The 22,732-nt window shown below is 67.0% G+C and carries 20 protein-coding genes; 15 read left to right on the top strand and 5 right to left on the bottom strand.

Annotated features, from left to right (window positions below; translation table 11 throughout):
• The first annotated feature begins 389 nt into the window (after positions 1–389).
• The 8 genes from AC1RR5_RS16460 to AC1RR5_RS16425 all read left to right on the top strand — a co-directional run bounded on the left by AC1RR5_RS16460 (position 390) and on the right by AC1RR5_RS16425 (position 9,408).
• Entirely contained in the window at positions 390–2,804 is a 2,415-nt protein-coding gene (locus AC1RR5_RS16460; protein WP_492922989.1) for a TonB-dependent siderophore receptor, read from the top strand.
• A gap of 62 nt (positions 2,805–2,866) precedes the next feature.
• Positions 2,867–4,171, top strand: a complete 1,305-nt coding sequence (locus AC1RR5_RS16455) for an MFS transporter (protein ID WP_492922987.1) — start codon at positions 2,867–2,869, stop codon at positions 4,169–4,171.
• 21 nt (positions 4,172–4,192) lie between these two features.
• Positions 4,193–5,257 carry an LLM class flavin-dependent oxidoreductase gene (locus AC1RR5_RS16450; protein ID WP_492922985.1) on the top strand — a complete coding sequence of 355 codons (1,065 nt, stop codon included), beginning with the start codon at positions 4,193–4,195 and terminating at the stop codon, positions 5,255–5,257.
• 5 nt (positions 5,258–5,262) lie between these two features.
• Complete coding sequence (locus AC1RR5_RS16445; RefSeq protein WP_492922983.1) at positions 5,263–5,898, top strand: cysteine hydrolase family protein; 636 nt, start codon at positions 5,263–5,265, stop codon at positions 5,896–5,898.
• 2 nt (positions 5,899–5,900) lie between these two features.
• A complete protein-coding gene (locus tag AC1RR5_RS16440) occupies positions 5,901–7,286 on the top strand; it encodes a zinc-binding metallopeptidase family protein (protein ID WP_492922981.1) in 1,386 nt (461 codons plus the stop codon).
• The gene (locus AC1RR5_RS16435; protein ID WP_492922979.1) at positions 7,286–7,780 is read left to right on the top strand and encodes a flavin reductase family protein; all 495 of its coding nucleotides are present in this window, start codon (positions 7,286–7,288) and stop codon (positions 7,778–7,780) included. Before AC1RR5_RS16440 ends, AC1RR5_RS16435 begins: the two co-directional genes overlap by 1 nt.
• Positions 7,781–7,792: 12 nt before the next feature.
• The gene (locus AC1RR5_RS16430; RefSeq protein ID WP_492922977.1) at positions 7,793–8,605 is read left to right on the top strand and encodes a TauD/TfdA dioxygenase family protein; all 813 of its coding nucleotides are present in this window, start codon (positions 7,793–7,795) and stop codon (positions 8,603–8,605) included.
• Positions 8,602–9,408, top strand: coding sequence for an NAD-dependent epimerase/dehydratase family protein (locus AC1RR5_RS16425; protein ID WP_492922975.1), 807 nt, complete (start codon positions 8,602–8,604; stop codon positions 9,406–9,408). Before AC1RR5_RS16430 ends, AC1RR5_RS16425 begins: the two co-directional genes overlap by 4 nt.
• Here the strand turns inward: AC1RR5_RS16425 and AC1RR5_RS16420 are convergent, their stop codons facing one another.
• Genes AC1RR5_RS16420 through AC1RR5_RS16410 form a run of 3 tightly spaced genes read right to left on the bottom strand, consistent with a single transcriptional unit; the run spans position 9,409 to position 11,595 of the window.
• Positions 9,409–9,894, bottom strand: coding sequence for a VOC family protein (locus AC1RR5_RS16420; RefSeq protein WP_492922973.1), 486 nt, complete (start codon positions 9,892–9,894; stop codon positions 9,409–9,411).
• 16 nt (positions 9,895–9,910) lie between these two features.
• Positions 9,911–10,729 carry an oxidoreductase gene (locus AC1RR5_RS16415; RefSeq protein WP_492922971.1) on the bottom strand — a complete coding sequence of 273 codons (819 nt, stop codon included), beginning with the start codon at positions 10,727–10,729 and terminating at the stop codon, positions 9,911–9,913.
• 8 nt (positions 10,730–10,737) lie between these two features.
• Positions 10,738–11,595, bottom strand: a complete 858-nt coding sequence (locus tag AC1RR5_RS16410; protein ID WP_492922969.1) for a TauD/TfdA dioxygenase family protein — start codon at positions 11,593–11,595, stop codon at positions 10,738–10,740.
• Between the two features lie 264 nt (positions 11,596–11,859).
• Here AC1RR5_RS16410 and AC1RR5_RS16405 point away from each other — a divergent pair, with 264 nt between their 5' ends.
• From AC1RR5_RS16405 to AC1RR5_RS16380, 6 genes are all read left to right on the top strand, one after another.
• Positions 11,860–13,083, top strand: coding sequence for an aromatic ring-hydroxylating oxygenase subunit alpha (locus tag AC1RR5_RS16405; protein ID WP_492922967.1), 1,224 nt, complete (start codon positions 11,860–11,862; stop codon positions 13,081–13,083).
• Positions 13,080–13,883, top strand: coding sequence for a 4,5-DOPA-extradiol-dioxygenase (gene ygiD / locus AC1RR5_RS16400; protein WP_492922965.1), 804 nt, complete (start codon positions 13,080–13,082; stop codon positions 13,881–13,883). The genes AC1RR5_RS16405 and ygiD overlap by 4 nt, the downstream gene beginning before the upstream one ends.
• Before the next feature lie 8 nt (positions 13,884–13,891).
• A complete protein-coding gene (locus AC1RR5_RS16395; protein ID WP_492922963.1) occupies positions 13,892–14,968 on the top strand; it encodes an acetamidase/formamidase family protein in 1,077 nt (358 codons plus the stop codon).
• 3 nt (positions 14,969–14,971) lie between these two features.
• Positions 14,972–15,940, top strand: a complete 969-nt coding sequence (locus tag AC1RR5_RS16390; RefSeq protein WP_492922961.1) for an AraC family transcriptional regulator — start codon at positions 14,972–14,974, stop codon at positions 15,938–15,940.
• A gap of 265 nt (positions 15,941–16,205) precedes the next feature.
• Positions 16,206–17,708, top strand: coding sequence for an ATPase domain-containing protein (locus AC1RR5_RS16385; RefSeq protein WP_492922959.1), 1,503 nt, complete (start codon positions 16,206–16,208; stop codon positions 17,706–17,708).
• The gene (locus AC1RR5_RS16380; protein WP_492922957.1) at positions 17,701–19,740 is read left to right on the top strand and encodes a hybrid sensor histidine kinase/response regulator; all 2,040 of its coding nucleotides are present in this window, start codon (positions 17,701–17,703) and stop codon (positions 19,738–19,740) included. Before AC1RR5_RS16385 ends, AC1RR5_RS16380 begins: the two co-directional genes overlap by 8 nt.
• Positions 19,741–19,932: 192 nt before the next feature.
• On the opposite strand, the gene AC1RR5_RS16375 is transcribed toward AC1RR5_RS16380, so the two are convergent.
• Positions 19,933–20,556, bottom strand: coding sequence for a TetR/AcrR family transcriptional regulator (locus tag AC1RR5_RS16375; protein WP_492922955.1), 624 nt, complete (start codon positions 20,554–20,556; stop codon positions 19,933–19,935).
• Between the two features lie 55 nt (positions 20,557–20,611).
• Between AC1RR5_RS16375 and AC1RR5_RS16370 the strand changes: the two genes are divergently transcribed.
• Complete coding sequence (locus AC1RR5_RS16370; protein ID WP_492922953.1) at positions 20,612–21,421, top strand: SDR family NAD(P)-dependent oxidoreductase; 810 nt, start codon at positions 20,612–20,614, stop codon at positions 21,419–21,421.
• A gap of 116 nt (positions 21,422–21,537) precedes the next feature.
• On the opposite strand, the gene AC1RR5_RS16365 is transcribed toward AC1RR5_RS16370, so the two are convergent.
• The gene (locus AC1RR5_RS16365) at positions 21,538–22,500 is read right to left on the bottom strand and encodes an MBL fold metallo-hydrolase (protein ID WP_492922951.1); all 963 of its coding nucleotides are present in this window, start codon (positions 22,498–22,500) and stop codon (positions 21,538–21,540) included.
• Positions 22,501–22,732: the final 232 nt, after the last annotated feature.

Below are 22,732 nucleotides of genomic sequence, written 5' to 3'. Positions count from 1 at the left end.
CAATGCGACGCGGCTGCGCGAGGCGCTGCTGACCTGAGGCTTGCACTCTTGGTTCTCGATGACCGGAACTATACGAACCGCGAAGATTGATCCGTGCGTTCGTCCAGATCGCGCCACCGCGACGGCAAGGCGCCGAAGGCGCCCGCACTGTATGGCGGCCCGGTGGACGCTTTGAGGGGGCTGTGGTTCGCCTCGAAGCAAGTTTCTCGCTCAGCGCGCGGCTTTTAAGAGCGATGACGGCTCAACATCCATGCGAGTGCGACATTTTCAGTAAAATGTCACACGCCGAACCTCGCTGCCGGACCAGACAGGCGGATGATCGTTTCGAGGCCTCGACCTGGGGATAACCGCCGCAGGCGGTGGGCGCGATGGCCTCGAAAGAGGACCGCATGTCGACCTATCGACTTTTGATGGCGGGTTGTTCCGCCCTAGTCCTGCTGGCGCACTCGCAGGCTGCTTTTGCTGACGAAACCACCACGCCGGCCGATACCGTCGACGAGGTCATCGTCAAGGCGCGCGACAAGGCCGGGCTGATCGAGAAACAGCCCAACAACACCGTCTTCGGCATCGACAAGCCGCTGCTGGAGACGCCGCGTTCGGCAAGCTTCGTCAGCGACGTGACGCTGCAACGCTACGGCATCGAGACGATCGACGGCCTGACCGCCGTCTCGCCCGGCACCTACACCGCCAGCTTCTACGGCGTGCCCGGGGCACTGAACATTCGTGGCACCCTGGCCGAGAACTACTTCCGCGGCTTCAAGCGCATCGAGAACCGGGGGACCTACTCGACCCCGATCGGCGCGGCCGACCAGATCCAGATCGTGCGCGGTCCGCCGACCCCGATCTACGGCTCGGGCAAGGTGGGCGGCATGCTCAACTTCATTCCGAAGTCGGGCAAGAACGAGGGCGGCTATCTTACCGAGCCCACCGGCGAGGTCACCCTGACCTACGGCTCGTACAACAAGAAGAACGCCACGGCCCAACTGGGCCTGCCGGCCAACTTCGGTTCGGTCACCGGCGGGGTCTACCTCTATGGCGAGGTCGAGGATTCCCACAGCTACTACAAGGGGATCTACCCGCGCCGGCAGACCGGCGAGGTCTCGGCCGATTTCGACCTGGGCAACGGCTGGACGACGGCCTTCGGCGGCATGCTGTACCACTCGGACGGCGATGTTCAGACGCCGGGCTGGAACCGCCTGACCCAGAACCTGATCGACAACCAGACCTATTTCACCGGCCGCGACACGACGCTGAAGGACACCGACGGCAACGGCCGCCTGACGCCGAACGAGATCGGCTTCTATCCGTATTCCAGCGCCATGTACCAGGCGTACTACGGGTTCCCGTCGACGGACGCTCTGCACACGCTGGACGTTGGCGTCGGCACGACCAAGCTGGACCCGCGCACCGTCTATATCAGCGGGGCCGACTTCTCGAAGACCAACACCAACACCTTCTATTTCGACCTGGCCAAGGCGCTGACACCCGACAGCGCCCTGAAGCTGCAGCTGTTCTATGACGACCAGGAGAACAAGCGCTTCGTCAGCTACGGCTATCCGGCTTGGTTCGACAGCAAGGTGTGGGAGGCGCGCGCCACCTACAACTTCGCCTACGACGCGGGGATCATCACCTCCAAGTCATTCGTCGGCGCGTCCTACCGCAGCTTCGAGGGCCGTCGTCGCGAGAGCTACAACAGCGGCCTGATCGCCCTGGACCGTCGCGACATCAGCTTCGGCGCCACGCCGACCGACATCATCGACAGCCCGTTCTCGACTGAGACCGCCGCTGGCGTGCAGGGCCTGCAGTGGGAGAACGACAACAAGAGCACGTGGCAGCAGGCCGGCGTCTTCGCGATGACCGACATCATGGTCGGCGAGAAGCTGAACCTGATGCTGGGCGGCCGCTACGACGACTACGACGTCAAGTCCAAGGACTCGGGCTTCCTCAGCTACCAGATCGCCGGCCAGCAGAAGGCCAGCAAGGGCAAGTTCACCTACAGCGCCAGCGCTACCTACAAGGCGCCGGCCGGGATCATGCCCTACATCACCTATGCCAAGGCCTCGGCCCTGGAGATGAGCCAGGCGGGCGACATCGCGCCGGGCCTGGTGGCCGACGCCAGCGACGCCTGGCTGTCAAACAGCGACCTAGCCGAGGCGGGTCTCAAGTTCCAGTGGCTGAAGGGTACGCTGGTCGGCTCGATAGCGGGCTACCGCCAGAACCGCACGCAGCTGACCGGCATCACCGGCACGCCGACGGGCACCCGCGCCAAGGGCGTGGAACTGGAAGTCCGCTGGCTGGCCAGTGAGAACTTCAGCTTCACCTTCTCGGGCAACACCCAGCACACGACCGTGAAGGGTCCCGACAACTCGTTCCAGTACATTCCGGCCTATACCGCCGGCGTGCCGGGCGCCCAGGCCTATGGCGGCACCTATGTGGTGTGGGCGTTCAGCAGCCTGCCAGGCCGCGCGGGCGACTACGACTACACCCTGATCCCCAAGTCGGTGGTCAGCCTGTACGGCGCCTATACCAGCGACGAGCATGAGTGGGGCAAGGCCGGCGGCACGCTGGGCGTGACCCACGTGACCAAGACCGCGGGCACCGTCCAGAACGCCGTGACCTATCCCGCCTATTGGGTGGCCAGCGGCAGCGTCTACTACGAGTACGGTCCGTACACGGCCACGCTCAACGTCGATAACCTGTTCGACAAGCTCTACTTCACGCCCGACGCCGACAGCTACGCCAACCTCGGTGCGCTGCCCAGCAAGGGCCGCGAGTGGCGCCTGACCCTGTCCCGTAAATTCTAGTTCCCCCGCGCGGCGCGCCCCGCGAGGGACGCGTCGCGAGCTTGCATGGAGGCTCGATGGCGATGTCGACGATCCAATGGCGCTCCTGGACCCTCCTGGGCGCTCTTTCCCTTCTGTTGTTCCTGATCACGGCCTCGACCTTCTCGTCGCTGGGCGTGGTCCTGCCGGCCATGATCAAGGACCAGCAGTGGAGCTTCGCCTCGGCCTTCCTGGGCTTCACCCTGCTGGGCGCGTTCTGTGGCGGCTCGTCGTGGCTGCCGGCCCTGTTGATCCGCAAGATCGGCGTACGGGCCACGATCATCGCCGGCTCGGCCGTGATGATCGCCGGCTTCCTCTGCCTGACGATGGCCCACGGGCTGCCGGTCTATCTGACTGGCACGGCCCTGTTGGGCGTCGGCTACCAGATGATGGCGCTGATCCCGGGCACGCACCTGCTGTCGATGCTGTTCAAGAAGCGGGCCCTGCCGTTCGGGATCTACTTCACGATCGGTTCGCTGGGCGGGGTCGTCGGCCCCTGGATGGCGCTGGTCGGCATGGAGATGGCCGGCGGCGCCTGGCGCCCGTACTGGGCCTGGCAGGCTGTCGCTTCGGCGGTGGTCGGCGCCCTGGCCGCGTCCCTGGTGGGCGGCAAGGCTTGGCTGGAGAGCGCGGCGGTCGAGACCGACAAGGCCGTGGCCGAGGACGCCGCCGCCCAGCCGGCCGGCGCTCGCGTCTATCGCACCCAGGTCGACTGGACGATCAAGGAAGCGATCCGCACGCCGCAGTTCTACGTCATCGTCGCGGCCTATTTCGCCCACCTGCTGGGCGGGGTGACCGCCGTCAGCCTGGCGCCCAGCCACTTCAGCGAAATGGGCGTGGCCTCGGCCGTGGCGGTTGCGGCGCTGAGCCTGGAATCCCTGATGCAGGTCGTGGCCCGGATGAGCGGGGGGCTGCTGGGCGATCGTATCGACCCGCGCTGGCTGCTGGCCGGCGCGCAAGGGATGATGGCCGCCGGCCTGCTGGCCCTGGCCAATGCCGCGACCTGGCCGATGATGGTGATCTTCGCCCTCGGCGTAGGCGTCGGCTTCGGCATGACCGTGCTGGCCGTCAGCATCCTGCTGCTCAACTACTACGGCCGGAAGAACAATCTCGAGCTCTTCTCGATGGTCTGCCTGGTCGGCGCCGTCTCGGCCCTGGGCCCGGTGATCGGCGGGTTCATGCGTGACCGCATGGGCGGCTTCGCGCCCACCTTCCAGGTCTTCGCCGCCGTGATCGGCGTGATCTTCGTGGCGGCGCTGTTCATGCGTCCGCCGCGCAAGAGCACCGAGGAAAGCACGCTCGCGCCGGTCCCGGCGCCCACGCCCGTCCTGCTGCGCGACGCGGCCTAAGACAGTTCAGGGAGTACCGCCATGTTCCACCGTCCTTCCCAGCACAAGGATTTCGGGGTCTTCCTGCCGGTCGCCAACGGCGGCTGGATCATCTCCAAGACCGCCCCGGTCCTCGACGGCCTCTACGAAACGAACCGCGCGGCGGCCGTGAAGGCCGACGAGGTCGGCATGGACTTCGTCATGTCGATGGGCAAGTTCCGCGGCTTCGGCGGCGAGACCGACCACTGGGGCACGGCGCTGGAGTCCGTCACCATGATGGCCGGCATCGCCGAGGCCACCAAGAACGTGAAGATCTGGGCGACCATCCACCCGCTGCTGCAGAACCCGGCCGTGGCGGCCAAGATGATCGCCACCCTGGACCATATCAGCGGCGGTCGCGCGGGCCTCAACATCGTGGCCGGCGCCTATCGCGGCGAGTTCGACCAGATGGGCGCGTGGGACGACAGCCTGTCCCACGACGACCGCTACGCCCTGACCGAGGAATGGACCACGATCGTCAAGCGGCTGTGGGCCGAGGACAGCGTCGACTTCGACGGCAAGTACTTCCAGATGAAGGACTGCCAGTCCAAGCCCAAGCCGCTGTCCAAGCCGCGTCCGGACCTGGTCTGCGCCGGCATGAGCGACCGGGGCTTCCAGTTCTCGGTGCGCGAGGCCGACATCTGCTTCATCGGCGGCCGCACGCCCGATGAGCGCCGCGACGCTTCCGTGCGCGCCAAGCAGGCCGCCGAAGGCATGGGCAAGACCATCAAGACCTTCGCCATGTGCACGGTCGTGCATGGCGATACCGACGCGGACGCCGAGGCCAAGGTCGAGCACTACAAGGACGGCGCCGACATGGGCGCGATCCTGGCCATGCTGGAAAGCTGGGGCGTGCCGGCCGAGAAGCTCTCGACCGTCGCCAAGGCCCAGGGCGCGTTCATGACCCACACCGTGGTCGGCTCGCCCAAGACCTGCAGCGCGCAGATCGAGGAATATCTGCGCTACTGCGAACTGGACGGCCTGATGATGATCTTCCCCGACTATGTCGAGGGGCTGACCATGTTCGGGGCCGAGATCCTGCCGGGTCTACGGGCGGTGTTCTCGTGAATGCGATGACCGTGGAGCGTGATGGCCTGGCGGCCTGGATCGCACCCGCGCGGACGGCGGTGGTGGTGATCGACATCCAGGTCGACTTCGCCTCACCGGAGGGGGCGCTGGGGGCCTATGTCGACATGGCCGTCGTCCAGCCGGCGGTCGTCGCCGCCGAGCGCCTGGTCGAGGCCGCGCGCGGGGCAGGGGTCCCGGTGGTCTTCGTGGGTCTCTTCACCGCGCCGGAGACGGACTCGCCCAGCTGGAAGGAGCGCATGCGCCGTCGTGGCGGGGATCCCGACAACGAGAGCGCCCTTTGCCGTGAGGGCGAGGTCGGTTCGGACTTCTACGGACCCACGCCGCTGCCCGACGACCTGGTGGTGAAGAAGGCCCGCTACAGCGGCTTCGTCGGCACCAATCTCGACGCGCGCTTGAACGCGCTGGGCGTCGACACCCTGGTAGTGGCGGGCCTGACCACCGAGTGCTGCGTCGACAGCACCGTCCGCGACGCCTTCAGCCTGGACTACCACGTGTTCGTCGCCGCCGACGCCTGCGCCGCCTACGAGCCCGAGATCCACGCCGCCTCGCTGAAGGTGATGGAACTGAACAGCGCGATCCTGACCGACACGGCCGCGATCGCCCACGCCTGGAGCGCCTGACCATGGCAGACGGATTCGCCAATCTCGGCGCGACCGCGCCCTACACCGTCACCGAGGCCGACCGCGCGGCGATCGCCGCCGCGATCAGCGAGGACGAGATCGTCGAGCTGGCCCTGACCCTGGGCAACATTCCCGCGCCGTCCGGCAAGGAACTGGAGGTCGCCAACTACGTCCATGACTGGATGGCGCGCGAAGGTTTCTCGCCGCGCAAGGTTGGGGCCACGCCCGAGCGGCCCAACATCATCGGCACGCACGGCGGCAAGGGCGTCGGCAAGAACCTGCTGTTCACCGCCCACCTCGACACCGAGGCGCCGACCTGGAACCCTGACCTCGACGCGTACAAGTACAGCCCCGAGACCCTGGCCAATCCCGAATGGGAGAAGTGCTGGCTGGAGGACGGCAAGCTCTACGGCTACCCGATCGCCAACGATCGCGGGCCGATGAGCTGCTTCCTGATCGCGGCCAAGGCGCTGAAGAAGGCCGGCTACGAGCTGGCCGGCAAGATGTACCTGACCGCCTGTCCCGGCGAGATCGGCCCCGAGCCGATCGAGGAGCACCGAGGTGTGGCCTATATGGGCAAGGACATCGGGGCCCACTACCTGTTCCACCACGGCGGCGTCGCCCCCGACTACGCCATCGCCGCCGAGGGCTGCGACTTCGGCCTGACCTGGGTCGGCTGCGGCTATGCGGTGTTCCGCTTCCAGGTCTGGGGGGAGGGTGTCTTCACCCCGCTGCTGGAGCATCCGGCGACGTCGGCCCAGCACCCGAACCCGATCTACAAGCTGGGCAAGCTGACCGACGCCATCCACGCCTGGAGCGGTGAGTGGGAGAAGAAGAGCCGCTACGTCAGCCCGGGCGGGATCGCCAACCCGAAGTCGCAGATCGGTTCGGTGCGCGGCGGCATCCCCTACGCCTTCGGGGCGGGGACCGAGCTGGTGAACCTCTATCTGGAAGTGGGTCTCAGCCCCAAGCAGCGCGTGGCCGACATCCAGCACGCGCTGGAGGCCATGGTCCGCGAGGCGGGCCTGGGTCGGATCGACATCGAGCCGGTCGTGGTGCGCCACGGCTTCGAGGCCGACGCCGCCGAGGTCGCGCCGTTGGTCGGGGCCGTGGACGTCGCCACCCAGCTGGGTCTCGGCCATCCCGTCGCCCTGGCCAACCCGGTCTATTCCAGCATGTGGCGCGACCACAACGTCTTCAACATGCACCGGATTCCGGCCATCACCACCGGCTTCCGCCGCTGGCGGCCGACGCCGAAGGACCTGGTTGACAGCGCCCTGATCTACGCCCTGACGGCCCTGGCCATATGCGGTCGCGCCAGCCCCGAGGAGGGCGCCAAGCGTCCGGCCTCGGCGGTCTATCCCGACAATCCGTTCGGGAACGAGTGATGGGCGCCGCCGCTCAACATCACGCCCCGGAGCCGGCGGATTTCCGCAAGGCCATGGGCAGTTTCGCGGCCGGCGTGACGGTGGTCACCGCCTGTCATGACGGCCGGCTGGTCGGCACGACGGTCAGCGCCTTCAGCTCGGTGTCAATGGATCCGCCGCTGGTCATGGTCTGCCTCAAGCGTGACAGCCGCACGCTGGCGGCGCTGAGCCAGGCCAAGACCTTCTGCGTCAACATCCTAGCGCAAGAGCAGGGCGACCTGGCCTACCGCTTCGCCAAGAGCGGGGCCGACGATCGCTTCGCCCTGACGGCCGTCGAGGCCGGGGTCTGCGGCGCGCCGCTGCTGGCCGGCTGTGTGGCGGCGGTCGAGTGCGAACTTCGCGCCGCCCATGACGGCGGCGATCACGAGATCCTGGTCGGACGCGTCCTGCGCGTCGTGACCGACGAAACCAAGACGCCGCTCGTCTATGTGCGCGGCGCTTTTCTGAACGCTTAGGGAAACGGCCAGATGAGCTACGACGTGCTCGACGTGAAGCCCATGACCCGCCGGATCGGCGCGGAGATCTTCGGCGTCGACCTGGGCAAGCCACTTTCGAACCGGCAGTTCGAGGAGATCCACCAGGCCCTGACCCAGCATCAGGTGATCTTCTTCCGCGACCAGGAGATGTCGCACGACGCCCACAAGGACTTCGGCCGCAAGTTCGGCAACCTGGCCATCCACTCGGGCGTGCCGGGCCTGGCCGACCATCCCGAGATCGTGGCCATCCACGCCGACGCCAATTCCAAGTTCGTGGCCGGCGAGAACTGGCATTCGGACCTGACCTGCGATCCCGAGCCGCCGCTGGGCAGCATCCTCTACATGAAGGTCCTGCCCGACGACGGCGGCGACACCTGCTTTGCCAGCATGTACTGGGCCTATGACACCCTGTCGGACCGGATGAAGGCCTATCTGGAAGGCCTGCACGCGGTGCACGACGCCAACCCGGTCTACAAGGCGATCTTCCCGGACATCGACCGAAAGTACAATTGCTCGACCCATCCGATCGTGCGCACCCACCCGGTCAGCGGTCGCAAGAGCCTGTTCGTCAATCCGTCCTACACGACCCACATCGCGGGCGTGTCCAAGGCCGAGAGCACGGCGATCCTGAACTTCCTCTACCAGCACGCTCAGAACCCCGACTTCCAGGTGCGCTTCCGCTGGAAGCAGAACTCGGTGGCCTTCTGGGACAACCGCTGCACCTGGCACCAGGCGATCTGGGACTATTTCCCCGACACCCGCACGGGCTATCGGGTGACGGTCGCCGGCGACAAGCCGGTTTGAAAGTCCTCCTGCTGGGCGCGGCCGGCGGCATCGGCTCGGCGATCCGCGAGGGGCTAGCCGGCCGTTACGCCCTGGTGCGCTTGGCCGACATCGCGCCGCTGACGCCGGCGGGGCAGGGCGAGGAGTGCGTCCGCGTCGACCTGCTGGACATGGCCTCGCTGGCGGCGGCGATGGACGGGATCGACTGCGTCGTCCACATGGCCGGCGTGCCGGTCGAGCCGGAGGCCAACGCCTGGGAACAGGTGCTGCCGGCCAATATCGTCGGCGTCCACAACCTGTTCGAGGCCGCGCGGATCGCCGGGGTGAAGCGGGTGCTGTTCGCCTCGTCGCATCACGCCGCCGGCTTCCATCGGCGCGAGGCGCCGACGCTTGAGACCCTGGTCCCGCGTCCCGACAGCTACTACGGCGTCAGCAAGGTGTTCGGTGAAGCGATGGGCCGGATGTACGCCGACAAGTTCGGCCTGCAGGTGCTCAGCTTGCGCATTGGCGCGTATCGCGAGCGGCCGTCGGACCGGCGGCAGCTGGCCGTCTGGATCAGTCCGCGCGACATGGTCGAGCTAGTGCGATGCGGGATCGAGGCGCCGGATTTCGGCTACGCGACCGTGTACGGAGTTTCTGCCAACACGCGGAACTTCTGGGACAATTCGGCCGCTGCTTTTCTGGGCTACGCGCCGCGCGACAATGCCGAGGATTGGGCGGCCGAGGTGTTGGCCGGGCCGCCCGAGGATCCCATCGCCGCCCCGTTCCAGGGCGGCTGGTACTGCGCCAAGGACTTCGTCGGCGAGCCCTCGCGCGTCGACTGACTACTCCCGCGTGAAGTCCGCCGGGACCTGGGGATCGGCGCCGGCCTTGCCCCACAGCACGATCTCGTTGCCCCAAGGGTCGCGGAAGGCGTGGTTGTAGCCGTTGAATTCCTTCCAGTAGTGGTCCTTCCAGAGGACCGTGGCGCCCAGCTCTTCGGCCGCCCCGAGGATGCGCTCGGCGCTGTCGTCGTCGCTGATCAGCACCCAGATGCGCGGCTTGCGGCCGTCGGTGCTGAGCGCGCGCGGCTCGACGCCCTCGGGCTCAGGATGAGGGCGGGCGTTGGCAGCCTTGAAGATCCCCAGGTGCAGGTTGCCGATCTGGCTGTCGGTCCCGTCGGGCTGCTTGAAGAAGCCGCCCGGCACCATGCGGTGATAGACGCCCTCGGGGCGGGCGTCGTTCTGCCAGCCGAACACCTTGGCGTAGAAGTCACCGGCCTTGGACGGGTCTTCGGAGGCCAGGTCGACGAAGATCAGGGTGTTGGTCACGGATGTCGCTCGCGGTTCAAAAGCCGATGGAGAGGGAGAGGTCTTTCCAGGCGTCGATGTCGGCCGACAGGCCCTGGGCGGCGTAGCCGGCGTACTTCAGGGCGTCCTCGCCCAGCAGCAGATGCATCGGCGGGTTCTCGGCATCGGCGATGGTCAGGATCGCCTGGGCTGCCTTGGCCGGATCGCCGGGCTCCTGGCCGGCGTGGTCGGCCATGATCCGCTCAGCGTCGCGCGCCAGGCCGTCGTAGTCGGACAGCTTGTCGGCCACGATGGCCTTGGAGCCGGCAGCGAAGTCGGTGCGCAGCCCGCCGGGGGCGACGTTGACGACCTTGATCCCGAGCTCGGCGACCTCCTGGGCCAGGGTCTGGGTCAGGCCCTCCAGCGCCCATTTGCTAGCGCAATAGACGCCGGTGCCGGCCCAGACGGCGAGGCCCGAGACCGAGGTGATGTTGATGATCCGGCCCGCGCGACGGGCGCGCATGGCTGGCAGGACAGCCTTCAAGACCGCCAGTGGGCCAAAGACATTGACCTCGAACTGCTTGCGAACCTCGTCCATCGAAGCCTCCTCGACCGCGCCGACCAGGCCGTAGCCGGCGTTGTTGACCAGGACGTCGACCTGGCCGGTCACGGTTTCGGCCTTGGCCACGGCTGCTTTCACCGCCGCCTCATCGGTGACGTCAAGAATGAGGGCGTGACCGCCCAGGGCCTCGAGCGCGGCCGCGGCCTCGGGCTTGCGCACCGTGCCGACGACGGTGTCGCCGCGCGCCAGGGCGGCGCGGGCGATATCGCGGCCCAGGCCGCCGGAGACGCCGGTGATCATCCAGGTCTTGGTCATGAAGAACCTCAGTAGGGCTTGTCGCCCTTCACCCACAGGCGGTGCATGGTCCGCGTGTACTTGGTGTCGTCGTACAGCGTGCCGGTGTGCAGGGTGCAGCGGTTGTCCCACATCAGGAGGTCGCCGACCTTCCACTTGTGGCGATAGACGAACCGCTCCTCGGTCATGAACTCGACCAGCTCGTCCAGCAGCGCCAGGCCCGCCGGACCCGGCATGCCGATCACCTCGGTCACCGTGCCGGTCGAGGGCCACAGCGCCTTGCGGCCGTCGGCGGGGTGAGTGCGGATCAACGGGTGCTCGACGTCGGGATTGGCCGCTTCCAGCTCGGGCGACAGGTTCTGCTGCTGGCCGAACTGCCGAGTGGCCATGAAGTGCTTGTAGCTGTGGTGCAGCCGCAGGCTCTCCAGCATGGCCTGTTTGTCGGCGGGCAGGGCATTCCAAGCCGCGCAGCCATCGGCCAGCAGGGTGTCGGAACCCTCGTCCGGGACCTCGACCGCATAGAGCATGGTCAGCATGACCGGCTCGGGCTTGTAGCTGTAGTCGGTGTGCCAGCCCACGCCGTCGTTGTGGGCGCCGATCGGCTTGCCGTCCACGACGCGGTTGCTGAGGATGAAGATCTTCGGATAGCCCGGCAGGGTGAAGCGGGTCTGGGTGTGGTCCTCCGGATCGCCGAACCGGCCGATAAAGCGCATCAGGTCGTCGGGCGTCATCTTCTGGTCGCGCAGGGCGATGGCGCCGTGGCGGTGGAAGGTGTCGACCACCTGGTCCAGGGCCGCGTCCGAGGCCGAGGCCAGGTCGATGCCGGAGATCTCGGCCCCGAAGCCCGGCTTCAGATCCTTGATGGCGATGTCTGCGGTCAGCGTCATGGCGTCCTCCGTGGCACGACATGACCCTAGGCGCGGCGACCGCCTCGGTCTTGTCTCAGCGCGCACGACAGCTTTCTCGTCGGCGCGGACTGTGATCTCGGATTGGGCGCCGGACGCGTCGCCAGGGCGCCCAGCGCCTGCAAATCCGGCGTCGCGCTCTCGGAAGCAGTTGCTGACCAACTCTTCGTGCGCGCTGAGGCAAGACCGGCTCACGGTGCGGTCCTAGCGTGATGGTCGACTTCCGCCCTTGCAGAGCGCTTCCCGATGAACCCGCGCCCGCCCTTCCTCAGTGACGTCTTCTTCGAGGGCCTCTCGCGCTCGATGGAGAACGTCGAGACCGCGCAGACCCTGCCGCCGTCCTGCTATGTCGACGCCGACTTCTACGAATTCGAGAAGGAGGCGCTGTTCAATCACGAATGGCTGTGCGTGGGCCGGACGGACTGGGTCAAGGAGCCCGGCGACTACTTCACCACCCGCATCATCGGCGAGCCGATCGTGGTGGCCCGCAACCGCGACAACCAGATCAAGGCGATGTCGGCGGTCTGCCAGCACCGCGCCATGCTGGTGGCCGAGGGCAGGGGCAATACGCGCGGCTTCGTCTGCCCCTATCACCACTGGGTCTATTCTCTGAACGGCGACCTGGTGAACGCCCCGGCCATGGAGCGCACCTGCGAGTTCGACAAGAAGGCCATCAAGCTGCCGACCTTCAAGGTCGAGGTCTGGCTGGGCTTCATCTTCATCAATTTCGACGCCGAGGCCCCGCCACTGGCGCCGCGCCTCACCGCCGTCGAAGCGGCCGTGGCCAACTACGACCTCAGCAATGCCGACGGTCTGTCCCCGCCGATGACCGGCCAGTTCGCCTGGAACTGGAAGGTGATGTTCGAGAACAACAACGACGGGTACCACGCCAGCAAGCTGCATCGCGGTCCGCTGCACGACTTCATTCCCAGCGAGCTGTGCAGCTTCCCGGAAGCCGAGCCGGGCGACGCCGGCTTTCTGCGCTACAACGGCACCCTGCACGCCGACGCCAGCTTCAATCCGACCCAGAAGGCGGTGCTGCCGCTGTTCCCGAACCTGACGGACGAAGACCGCAACCGCGCCACCTTCGCCAACATCCCGCCGACGCTGTCGCTGGTGATGACCAGCGACATGGTCATCTACCTGATCCTGCGCCCCACCGGTCCCGAGACCATGGAGCAGGACACCGGCATCCTGGTCGCGCCCGGCGCCATCGAGAGCCCAGGTTTCGAGGAGCGCCTCGAGATGATCATGACCTCGGCCGGCAAGATCATCGCCCAGGACATGCATGTCGACGAGCTGGTGCAGCAGGGCCTGCGCTCGCGCTTCGCCATCCGTGGCCGCTACTCCTGGCAGGAGGGCGCGCAGGTGCAGTTCAACCGCTGGCTGGCGCCGCGCTACCAGCAGGCCTGGGCGGCGATGAAGCCGGCCGGAACGCCGGCGCCCGCCAACGAGGAGGCCGCCGCATGAGCCGTCTGCCCGTCATCTTCTTTGGTCACGGCAGCCCGATGATCGCGCTGGAGAGCAACGACACCACGCGCGCCTGGAAGGCCATGGGCGACGCGGTCGGCAAGCCCAAGGCCATCCTCTGCGTCTCGGCGCACTGGCTGACGCGTGGCGTCGCCGTGACGGCCATGACCAAGCCGAGGACGATCCATGACTTTGGAGCTTCGTTTCCCAAGGCCCTGTTCGATCAGCAGTATCCGGCGCCGGGTTCGCCCGAACTGGCCGCGCGGGTAGGGGAGATCCTGTCGCCGACGCCGGTGACGATGGATAAGCAAGCCTGGGGTCTGGACCACGGGACCTGGTCGGTGCTGGGCAAGGCCTTCCCGGATGCCGACGTGCCGGTCGTTCAGTTGAGCATGGACGCGAGCAAGCCGCCGGCCTGGCACTTCGAGATCGGCCAGCGCCTGGCGCCCCTGCGCGACGAGGGCGTGCTGATCGTCGGCACCGGCAACATCGTCCACAACCTGCCGGCCATGGACTGGGGCGACCGCCACTGCGCGCCCTATGACTGGTCGCAACGGTTCAACGAACACATCAAGACCGCCATCGCCGAGGACGTCCCGCAACGCGCCGTCGACTTCGAAAGCCAGGGCCAGGACGCGACGCGCGCGGTCCCAACGCCCGAGCACTACTGGCCGCTGCTCTACGTGCTGGGCGCGCGCTTGCCCGGCGACGTCGCTGCCTTCGCCCCCGACCACATCGAGCACGGCTCGCTGAGCATGACCTCGGTCACGCTCTCTACGCCCCATTTGGCCAGCGCCTGAGGACCCCGATGCCCTTCATCTGCGAACCCGGCCAGACCCGTCCGGACGTCATCCCCGGCGCCCTGCACACCCTTAAGGCCACGCCCCAGACCGTGCATTGGGGCTATTTCGATCCCTCGACCCCGCCGTCGCTGCGCATCAAGAGCGGCGACCTGGTCCAGGCCGAGGCCATCACCCACCACGCCGGCGACGCGCCCGAGCTGATGATGGACGAGGGCGTCACGCGGATCTTCAAGGAGATCCCCGAGGACGACCGCAACCCCGGCGTCCACATCATGACCGGCCCGATCTATGTCGAGGACGCCAAGCCCGGCGACGTGCTGGAGGTGCGCTATCTGCGCATGGTCCCGCGCAACAACTACGGCTCCAACCTCGCGGCCAACTGGGGATATCTCTACAAGGAGTTCGGCGAGAAGGAGCGGGTGACGATCTACGAGCTGGATCAGAACACCAACACCGCCAGCGCCCTCTATGCCTATGACTTCGAGGGCAAGTACCTGATCCCGGGCACGATCACCAACTGCCCCGAATGCGACCGCCAGCCGGCCCTGAAGGGGATCCGGATACCGGCCCGCCCACACCTGGGCACCGCTGGCGTCGCGCCCGCCGTCGACGGCCGCGTCAGCACCATCCCGCCCGGCGAGCACGGTGGCAACATCGACAACTGGCGCATCGGGGCGGGGGCCACGATGTACTACACGGTGCAGGTCGAAGGCGGCCTGTTCTCGATCGGCGATCCCCACGTCAGCCAGGGCGACGGCGAGCTGTCGGGCACGGCCATCGAGAGCTCATTGAACGTCCTGATGCAGATCGTGCTGCGCAAGGACATCCAGACCCCCGGACCGCTGCTGGAGACCCCCAAGTGGTGGATCGTCCACGGCTTCAACGAGGATCTCAACCTGGCCATGCGCGACGCCTCGACCAAGATGTTGAGCCTGCTCAGCGATCAGGTCGGCCTGTCGAAGAACGACGCCTACTCATTGATGAGCGTGGCGGCCGACTTCGGCGTCACCCAGGTGGTCGACGGCACCCAGGGCTGCCACGTGCGCATCCCGCGCGACATCTTTCCCAAGCTCAAGGTGTGATCCATGAAGGCCTGGTCGTTCAGCACCGAAAGCCACCCTCGCGCCGAACGCGCCGAGGCCTGGCGCGAAGCGATGAGCCGCCTGGGCCTGCCGATCGAGGGGCTTTCGGACCACGAGCCGGCCGCCGCCTCGGTGGCCTGCCTGACCTCGCCGCTCGGGATCGAGTTCGCCCTGGTCGAGGCCGGGGCCCAGACGATCGCCGGCCGCCTTACGTCGCAGCCGGCGGCGATCTGGCTGGCGGTCCTGCTGCACGGCGAGGCGACCTTGGTCACCGACGACCTGGCGGTCAGCGTCGGCGCGGGCGACATCGCCTTCGGTCCCACGGGTCAGGCGGCGGCCCTGCGGCTCGACACCCGTTCGCGTCTGCTGTTCGTGCGCGCCCCGCGCGTGGCGCTGGATCACCGCCTGATCCGGCCCTTCAACCTCCGGGTTGGCTGGCTGGATGGCTCCAAGGGCGTGCCACGCATTCTCTCCGACCTCCTGCGCGCCACGGCGGAGGAGTTGGAGAACCTGTCCGTCGATCAACTGCGTCCCGTCGACCTGGCCTTCACTGAATTCCTGGCTCAATGCCTGCTCGAGCAGGGGGCGGCGATCTCCGACGCTCTCGATACGTCGACGCCGACGGCGCACTTGCAGCGCCTTTGCCAGACCATCGAGACCCTGTTGCCCGACGCGGAGCTGTCGCTGCGGCGTGTCGCCAACGAAGAAGGGGTCTCGCCCCGCTACGTTCAGAAGCTGTTCGCCTCGGCCAACGAGACCTTCAGCCACTATCTGCGGTCCCGCCGGCTGGAGCGCTGCCGGATCGACCTCGCCAGCCCCCAGCACGCCCGCCTATCGATCTCGGAAATCTGCTTTCGTTGGGGCTTCAATGGCTCGGCGCACTTCAGCAGGGCCTTTCGCGAGCAATACGGCCTGTCCCCCCGCGAATTCAGACAGGGTCGCGAGCCCGCGGGCGGCGGGGTCTTGAACTGAGATCGCCTATGCACGGCGTCTGCACCGGATGGTGGTCATTTCGTACGAAGCGGCGACTGTCCAGGTCCTGAAGGTGCGCCAATGGCCAACGCATAGCTTCAGGCCATGATGGTCTCCTGTCTCTGGCAGGACCAAGTCGGCGCGATCACCTACAGGCTGTTCGTCCAACCCGCTTCGGAGGCTTTGCACTGAACTTAGCCTTGGCTTTGGCGTTGAACCGCTGTGCGCCGCCTTAGGGGGCCGGCGCGTCCTCCGCGGAGCAAGCATGTCCGAAGCCAAGGTCGAGAACCGCGTCAGTACCGGAGTGCCAGGGCTCGACGATATCCTGGGCGGCGGCCTGACGCGCGATCGCATCTACCTGGTCGAGGGCACGCCGGGCTCGGGCAAGACCACCCTGGCGCTGCAATTCCTGCTCAAGGGCCGCGAGTTGGGCGAGAGCGGGCTCTACATCACCTTGTCGGAGACCGAGCCCGAGCTGAAGGCCGCGGCCGCCAGTCACGGCTGGTCGCTGGACGGCATCGACCTGTTCGAACTGGTCAGCGAAGAGGGCCTGGACCCTGACAGCGAGCAGTCGGTGCTGCACCCGTCCGACGTCGAGCTGGGCGAGACCACGCGCGGAGTGATGAAGCAGGTCGAGGAAACCAAGCCGCTCCGCGTTGTGTTCGACAGCCTGTCGGAGATGCGGCTGTTGGCCCAGAACCCGCTGCGCCACCGTCGCCAGATCCTGGCGCTGAAGCACTTCTTCGCCACCCGCCGATGCACGGTCCTGCTGCTGGACGACCAGACCGCCGAGGACGGCGACCTGCAGCTGCACAGCATCGCCCACGGGGTGATCAGCCTGCGGCGGATGACCCAGGAATACGGCGCCCAGCGGCGCCAGCTGGAGGTCGTCAAGATGCGGGGTATCAAGTTCCGTGGCGGCTTCCACGACTTCTCGCTCGACACCGGCGGCATCCAGGTCTTCGAGCGCCTGGTGGCGGCCCACCATCCGGCGACCTTTGCTCAGGAAATGGTGTCGACCGGCGCGCCGGGCATCGACGCGCTGATGGGCGGCGGTCTCTCGCGAGGCACCAACACCCTGATCAGCGGCCCGTCCGGCGTGGGCAAGACAACCACCTCGGTGCGCTGCGCCCTGACCGCCCTCGAGCGCGGCGAGACCGTCGCCTACTATCTGTTCGACGAAGGCCTGACGACCCTGATGACGCGCTCGAAAGCGATGGGCATGGATCTCGCGCCCTACATCGACAGCGGCCGCTTGATCGTGCGCGCAGTCGACCCGGCTGAGCTGTCGCCAGGCGAGTTCGCCTTCCATGTCCGCGACGCGGTGGAGCGCCTGGGCGCGCGGACCATCGTCATCGACAGTCTCAACGCCTACCTGCAGGCCATGCCCGGGCAGAAGTTCCTGCTGCTGCAGATGCACGAGTTGCTGACCTATCTCAATCAGCAGGGCGTGGTGACTCTGCTGATCCTGGGCCAGCACGGCTTCATCGGCGAGGTCCGCAGCGACATCGACCTCAGCTATCTCAGCGACGGCATCCTGCTATTCCGCTTCTTCGAGGCCGCCGGTTCGGTGCTGACGGCGATCTCGGCGGTCAAGAGTCGCACGGCCGCCCACGAGAAGACCATCCGCGAGATCCGCCTGACCGAGCACGGCATCGAGGTCGGCCAGGCGCTGACCGATTTCCAGGGCGTGATGTCCGGCCTGCCGTCCTACCAGGGCAAGATCGACATGCTCGGCGAGGAGAATGCTCGGCCGGTTGATGCCTAAGCCGATCCTCATCCTGGCGCCGAGAGGGCGCGACGCAGCGGTGATCGCCGAGACGTTGGCCAATGTCGGTCACGCCTCGCGGATCTGCGCCGACCTCGAGACGCTGACGCGGATGTTGGGCGACGAGGCTGGCGCGGCGATCCTGACCGAGGAGGCGCTGGCTCAAGGCGTCACCGACGCTCTGACCGGATGGTTGGCTGGCCAGCCCGCCTGGTCGGACTTCCCATTCATCGTCCTGGTCACCAAGCAACCTGGAAAGCGGGCCCACGCTGACGCGGAACGTCTTAAGGCTATCGGCAACATCGTGCTGCTGGAGCGGCCGATCAACGCCGAGACCCTGATCAGCGCCGCGCATTCGGCGATCCGCGCCCGCCATCGCCAGTACGTCGCCCGCGATCATCTGTACGCCCAGTCCAAGGCCGAGGAGCAACTGCGTTTCGCCTTGGAGGCGGGCAAGCTGGGCGAGTGGGATCTGGATGTCGACAGCGGCGCTCTGACAACTTCGGTGGCGACACGCGCGCATTTCGGACACGAACCGGATCAGCCGCTGACCATGGCCGGTATCGAGGCCGCCGTGCATCCGGAAGACGAGGCTCTGCGCGCGGGCGCTGTGAACGCGTCCATCGCGCGTGGTGAGGACTACGACGTCGAGTATCGGATCTTCTGGCCGGACGGCTCGCTGCACTGGGTGCAGGTGCGCGGCCGACTTAACCGACTTCAGACCGGCGAGCCGCGCCGGATATCGGGGGTCAGCCTCGACATTACCGCCCGCAAGACCGCCGAGGCGGAGCTGCGGCTGCTTAACGAGACGCTTGAAGAGCGCATCGCCGACAGCGTTCGCGACCTCCAGCGCGCCAACGAGCGCCTGCTGGCCGAAATCAGCGAGCGTGAGCAGGCCCAGGCCGCGCTGGTCCAGGCCCAGAAGATGGACGCCATCGGCCAACTGACCGGCGGCATCGCCCACGACTTCAACAACCTGCTGACCGCCATCGTCGGCAATATCGACATGATCGAGCGGCGCAGCGATGACGAGCGGGTCAAGCGCATGGCCGCCAACGCTCGCGAAGGCGTCGAGCGCGCCACCAAGCTGACCGCGCAGCTCCTGGCCTTCTCGCGCAGCCAGCAGCTGGATCTGCAGCCGGTGGAGGTCGACGTGCTCATCGCCGGCATGGACGACCTGCTGACCAGGACCTTGGGCCACACCGTCGAGGTCCGCACGGCGCTGGCCGCCGGCGCGGCGCGGGCCAAGGCCGACGCCAACCAGCTGGAACTGGCGGTGCTGAACCTGGCCATCAACGCCCGCGACGCCATGGACGACGGCGGGACGGTGACCATCTCCAGCCGGGTCTCCGACGAGTGGCACGAGGGTCTGCAGCCCGGCGACCACATCGTGATCGCCGTAAGCGACACCGGCCACGGCATCCCCGAGGCGCTACTGCAGAAGGTGTTCGACCCCTTCTTCACGACCAAGAGCGTGGGCAAGGGCACGGGCCTGGGGCTCAGCCAGGTCTATGGCATCGCCACTCAGTCGGGCGGCACGGTGCGGATCGACAGCACCGTCGGCGTCGGCACGACAATCGAGATTTGGCTGCCGATCACCGAGGCCGGCGATCGCATCCGACCCAGCGACATCCCGCCCAACGAAACCCCGCTCAGCGAAGGCGAGCGCGTCCTGGTGATCGACGACGATCCCAGCGTCCGCCGGTTCCTGGTGCAGTGTCTGCGCTCTTTGGGCTATCGCGTCACCGAGGCCTCGGGCGGGCAGGAGGGGCTGGCGCGCCTGGTCGAGGATCGGCCCGACCTGATGGTCGTCGACTTCGCCATGCCCGGCATGGACGGCGCCCAGGTCGCCAAACGCGCCCGGCAGGTCATTCCGTCCCTCGGCATGCTGCTGATCACCGGCTATGCCGACGCTGGCGCGATCCGCGAGCTCGTCAATTCCGAAGCTGTTCTCCGCAAACCCTTCAAGGTCAGCGATCTAGCGGTGGCTGTTCGGAAGGCGCTGGGCGAGCGCGCTGTCGTCGTGGGTTAGAAGACGCTGCACAAGATCGCATGGATCTCCTCCTTTTGCGGCTGGGTGCGACAGTTGGGTCTGTGGCGCATATTGGCCACGTGACCCAATTGAGATCGTGCTCGATGCCCACTTGAGTGCACGCACCATGTGTAACAGCATCCGAATGTGGGCTGGCGGTGAGCCAATGTCCGCTTTTGGCGCCATCGACGTTTACGAGTTTCGGTCTTCGCGCGCGGGGAAGCTCAGCATTGCGACCCGCGCCACGGTCTCCAGCTCCTCCCGCGTCGCTCCGTCCCGCGCCAGGATCGACATCCCGCTCTGGACTGTCTGAACAAAGCGGGCGAGGGCGTGAACGTCGGTTCCGGCCTGAAGCTCGCCGTCCGCGACACCTTGGCTCAATCGCGCCTTGAGCCTCTCAAGACTGCCGAGGCGCGCTGCGCGAACTCTCTCGCCCAGATCAGCGTGGCCCTCGTCGCCGACCATCGACAAGGTCACCATGCAGCCCCGGGGCATGTCGCACAGCGACCCGGTCAAAGCGGCGGCGGAGTCCAGCAGCCATGTCGCCACCGCCTCCCGCGCCGTTGCGCCGGCCCGAAACCCGCCCCAGCCCATCTCGTCGTAAGTTCGGCGATAGTAGTCGAGCGCTGCGCCATACAGCGCTTCCTTCGAGCCGAATGCGGCGTACAGGCTGGGCGCACCGATCCCCATCGCTGCGGTCAGGTCGGAGATGGACGTGGCCTCATAGCCTTTTTCCCAGAACAGCCGCGTCGCCTGGGCCAGCGCTGCGTCGCGGTCGAACGCACGCGGTCGACCCCGCCCGCGCCCTGCGGACATCGCGCCACTTTCCGGATCTCGTCCTGAATTCTGCATCGATCGTTAGATAAGTCCCTTGAACCGGCCCGGCAACCTTCCCAACTATTTGTGTATCGATCACTCTAAAAATGGACTGCGGACTGATATGACGAATTTGGCTGGCAAGCGCGCCCTGGTGACGGGCGCTTCACGCGGCATCGGGGCCGCAATCGCCCTGGAACTGGCCGAACAAGGCGCGGACGTCGCTATCACCTACGAACGCGCCGCCGACAGGGCTGCCGATGTGGTGAGAGCCATAGAGGCCAAGGGCCGCAAAGCCGTCGCCATCCAGGCCGACAGCGCCGACGTCGCGGCGGTGAAGCGGTCGGTGGAAGAGGCGGTCGCTGCGCTCGGCGGTCTCGACATTCTGGTCAACAACGCCGCTATCGCCCGTTACGCCCCATTCGCCGAGATCAGCCAGGAGGACGTTGACGCCTTGCTGGCCGTGAACGTGCGCTCGCCGATCTTCGCGGCCCAGGCGGCGATCCCGCACCTGAAAGCCGGCGGTCGCGTCATCACCATCGGCTCGGCGGGGGCCGACCGCATCGTGGGCGATGCGGGCGCGGCCTACTACATGACCAAGTCGGCGCTGCAGTCGTTCAACAGGGGCCTCGCCCGTGAGCTTGGTCCGCGCGACATCACCGTGAACCTGGTCCAGCCGGGCTCGACCGACACCGACATGAACCCAGCCGATGGTGAGTTCTCCGATTTCCAGCGCTCGCTGATCCCGCTTGGCCGCTATGGCAAGCCTGAGGACGTGGCCTCCGCGGTCGCGTTCCTGGCCTCGCCTGCCGCCCGTCATATCACCGGGACGATCCTGAATGTCGACGGCGGCGCGTTGACCTAAACCACTCAGTCCGTGCCTCGAGTTCGCTCGGTTCTCGCGTACTTTGAGGGATCCATATCAACTGGCCCGGCTTGCGCCGGGCCAGTTTTAGCAATCAACGGGGCGTGATGCTGGCGCTACAGCGCATATTTGCGTCCTTCCTCCACGATCACGAAGTTGAAGAAGCCGATCTTTTTGAGTTGCCGTTTGACGGTCTTGGGAGCCGATCCCGGCGGACCCGAAGGCTTTATGTGCGTGACCAGGATGGGCAGCGCGCGCATGCGGGCGTCGTCCTGGGTCAGGTCGCGCAAGGCCTGAAGCTCGGTGTTCAGCCACATCGGGGTCAAGTGTCCGTAGAGTCGGGTGTCCGGGACGGGGTCGGGATAAGAGACCTCGATCAGCATTCCCCGCAGCCGTCCTTGCCGCACCAGCGGGGCCACGGCGCGCCAGAGATCCGCAAGGCTGCTGGCGTGCTCGACCGCGTCGGGTCCGGTGTCGCCCAGGCAAAGGAAGGCGTCCGCGCCGCTGCGGAGCAGGAACGCGGTCGACGTCACCCCTCCGTGTGACAGCGGGTAGGCCGTGACGGTCATGCCGGTCCCGGGGATCGGCGCGGGCGGGCCGCCCGGCTGCAGGTCCTTGTAATGATACTTGGCGATGCGCGGCGGCGGACCGCGGTCGCCCATGTTGGGCCAGGTGATCCAGTTGAAATAGTGGTCCGCCAGCGCCTGGTTCACCTGCGGCAGGGCCATGATGTCCTTCTTGCTGTCGTCGGGAGACGCCAGCACCAGGCCAGCGACATGGTCGAGGTGAGCGTGGGTGATCAGATAGGCCGCGATCGAGTCCATCACCGGTCCGCGTGAGGTCTTGCCGGGATAGCTGCCCCTGCGCACCGCCAGGTCGAGGCCCGAGGCGAGCGTGCCGGCGTCGCACATGACGCCGGATCGGGCTCCGCGGGCGGTGATGTGATAGGCGCTGGTCGGCTCTTCCACGCCGCCCTTGACGCCCAGCGTCACCAAATCGAAGGCGGGCGGCGCCGGCGCGGCCGCCGACAGCAGGAGCAGCGCCGGAATCAGCGCTCTTGGAAAACCTCGACCCTGCATTGCTCAGCCCTCGGACAGATTCGCAGCTTGTCGCGCGCGGCCCGCGATGGCGAGGCATGGGGAGGAGGGGATGTCACGGCCCGTGCGTTTTCGGCGCTCCTGGCGCTGTCCGAAGCGGCAGGGCGAGCAGCAGGCGCCCGGTCCGGCGTCACCCTGAAGTAAGATTTTATTTCCCGCCCGGGGTTCGCTTGACCGCCGTCCGCGCGACGCCGTTGCATCCGATTGAAACAAA

This window comes from Caulobacter sp. GW821-FHT11E11 (assembly GCF_058808315.1).
Note: the sequence above shows the minus strand (reverse complement) of the source record. Positions and strands in the feature narration are given on the sequence as shown.